This window comes from Arhodomonas sp. KWT (genome assembly GCF_010993615.1).
Window position 1 is genome coordinate 4,972 of record NZ_WNXE01000014.1, and the last position, 2,179, is coordinate 7,150.

Below are 2,179 nucleotides of genomic sequence, written 5' to 3' on the forward strand. Positions count from 1 at the left end.
GATGGTTCACGGCGCCGCCGCAGGCGGTGGCGTACTTCTGGGCGCGGCGCAGTCCCGGCAGGGTCTTGCGCGTGTCGAGCACGCGGCAGCCGGTGCCGGCCAGGGCGTCGGCGTAGCGGCGCGCGGTGGTGGCCGTGCCGGAGAGCAGCTGCAGGAAGTTGAGCGCCGTGCGCTCGCCGGTGACCAGGCTGCGGGCCGGGCCGGTGAGGGTGCACAGCAGGGTATCGGCGTCGACGGCATCTCCGTCGTTCACGTGCCAGCGGATGTGTACCGCCGGGTCGAGGGCCTGGTAGACGGCGTCGAACCAGGGGCGGCCGCAGATCACGGCGGGCTCGCGCACGATCACCGTGGCCGTGTCGATCCGCCCGGCGGGCAGGAGCACGGCGGTGATGTCGCCGCTGCCGACGTCCTCGTCCAGGGCGCGGCGGGCATCGTCGGCGACGCGCTGGGGATCGATCACGCCGGGTCGTCCTCCGTCTCGTCGTCGTCGATGGCCGCGGGCCGTGGGGCGACGGAGTCGACGCGACGGCGCAGCGCCGAGCGCCCGAGCATGAAGGCGCTCACCGGTGCGGTGATGAACAGGAAGAAGGTGATCAGGAACTCGCGCACGCTCACCCCGCTCTCCGTGCCCGCGGCGTAGGCCACGAACGCGGCGAGCAGGCTGGCCAGCCCCAGCGTCGTCGCCTTGGTCGGGCCGTGCAGCCGGGTGAAGAAGTCCGGGAAGCGCAGCATGCCCAGTGAGCCCACGAGCACGAAGAAGGCCCCGATGAGGATGAACACGGCGGTGATGGCTTCCGACACGGTCGCCTCCGTTCAGTCCATGAGCGCGCCGCGGCCGAGGTACTTGGCCAGCGCAATGGTGCCGACGAAGCCCATCATGGCGATGAGCAGCGCCGCCTCGAAGTAGATGCGGTCGGCGAACTGGATCGAGACCAGCAGGATCAGCGCGATCGCGTTAATGTAGAGCGTGTCCAGGGCCAGCACTCGGTCCTCGGCGGTGGGGCCGGCGAGCAGGCGGTAAAGGTTCATGGCCATGGCCGCGATCACCGCGGCGAAGCCGATGTAGAGCGTCACCGTCAGCATTCCAGCAGCTCCTTGAGCGGGCGCTCGTAGCGTGTGCGGATGTCCTCCACGGCCTCCGTCTCGTCCGGGCAGTCGAGCATGTGCACGAACAGGGTGCCCCGGTCCGCGCTGAACTGGACCGACACCGTCCCGGGGGTGAGCGTGATGATGCTCGCCAGCGCCATCGCCCCGTGGGGTTCGCGGATCTCCAGCGGGATGATCAGGAATGCCGGGCGCAGGTCGCGGTTGCGCCGCGTGAGCACGATCCAGGCCACGGCGGCGTTGGCCGCGATGATGTCCCAGACCACCACCGGGATCAGCGTGAGCAGCACCTTCGGGCGGCGGAAGTGGATCCGGTCCGGCCAGAACCCCTGGGTAAGCTGCGGGATGACCAGGCCGAGGATCACCCCGACGAGGATCGCGCCGGCGCCGATGCTGTCGACGAGCAGCATCCAGATGACCAGCACGAACCCCGAGAGCACCGGATTGGGAAGCAGTCTCGCCAGCATGTCACGCCCCCTCGTCGTGGTGGCCGGGGCTGGTCTGTCGCCCGGCGTCCATGACGGCCTGGGTATAGGCCCCCGGGCCATCGAGGAGATCACCCGCCGTGGCCCGGGTGTAGCCGCTGATCGGCCCGGCGAAGACCGTCATCGCCACCACCAGAGCCACGCACAGCCCGGCGGGGACGTAGGCGGCCGCGTCCGGGGCGGCGACCGGCCCCGCCGGCGGCTCGTCCTTCCAGAACAGGGCGCTGCCCGCGCGGCTGAGCGCCACCACCGTGAACAGGCTGCCGGCGAGCACCACCGTCCATACCAGGGCGGTGGGCGAGACGCCGGCCACGGACTGGAGGATCAGGGTCTTGCCGAGGAAGCCGGAGAGTGGCGGGAGGCCGGCCACGGCCACCGCCAGGGCGGTGAAGAGCAGGCCGAGGGGGGCCCAGCCGCCGGGGCGGGGTGCCGGCTCGAAACGGTCCCCCGACTCCCCGCGGTGCTCACCGAGCACGCCGGCGAGCAGGAACATCCCCGCCGTGGCGATGGTGCTGTGGAGCAGGTAGTACAGCCCGCCGCCGATGGCCGCCGGGGTGAACACGGCGATGCCCACGACCATGGTGCCCACC

General features: G+C 71.3%; 5 protein-coding genes. All 5 read right to left on the reverse strand.

Annotation, left to right across the window (positions count from 1 at the left end; translation table 11 throughout):
• Positions 1–460, reverse strand: a 460-nt coding sequence (locus G7A99_RS04705; RefSeq protein ID WP_371807597.1) for a nicotinate-nucleotide diphosphorylase, incomplete at its 3' end; no start/stop codon positions are given.
• The gene (locus G7A99_RS04710) at positions 457–801 is read right to left on the reverse strand and encodes a Na+/H+ antiporter subunit G (protein WP_163139059.1); all 345 of its coding nucleotides are present in this window, start codon (positions 799–801) and stop codon (positions 457–459) included. The genes G7A99_RS04710 and G7A99_RS04705, both read right to left, overlap by 4 nt.
• 12 nt (positions 802–813) lie before the next feature.
• On the reverse strand, positions 814–1,083 hold the full coding sequence (locus tag G7A99_RS04715; RefSeq protein WP_018717952.1) for a K+/H+ antiporter subunit F: 270 nt from the start codon (positions 1,081–1,083) through the stop codon (positions 814–816).
• Positions 1,077–1,571, reverse strand: coding sequence for a Na+/H+ antiporter subunit E (locus tag G7A99_RS04720; protein WP_163139060.1), 495 nt, complete (start codon positions 1,569–1,571; stop codon positions 1,077–1,079). Before G7A99_RS04720 ends, G7A99_RS04715 begins: the two co-directional genes overlap by 7 nt.
• 1 nt (position 1,572) lies before the next feature.
• On the reverse strand, positions 1,573–2,179 hold a 607-nt coding region (locus G7A99_RS04725), incomplete at its 5' end, for a proton-conducting transporter membrane subunit (RefSeq protein ID WP_305792309.1).

What these genes read in the sequence shown, in the direction of transcription:
- G7A99_RS04720 (WP_163139060.1), bottom strand. Translation starts at nt 1,571, where the DNA reads ATGCTGGCGAGACTGCTTCCCAATCCGGTGCTCTCGGGGTTCGTGCTG.
- G7A99_RS04715 (WP_018717952.1), bottom strand. Translation starts at nt 1,083, where the DNA reads ATGCTGACGGTGACGCTCTACATCGGCTTCGCCGCGGTGATCGCGGCC.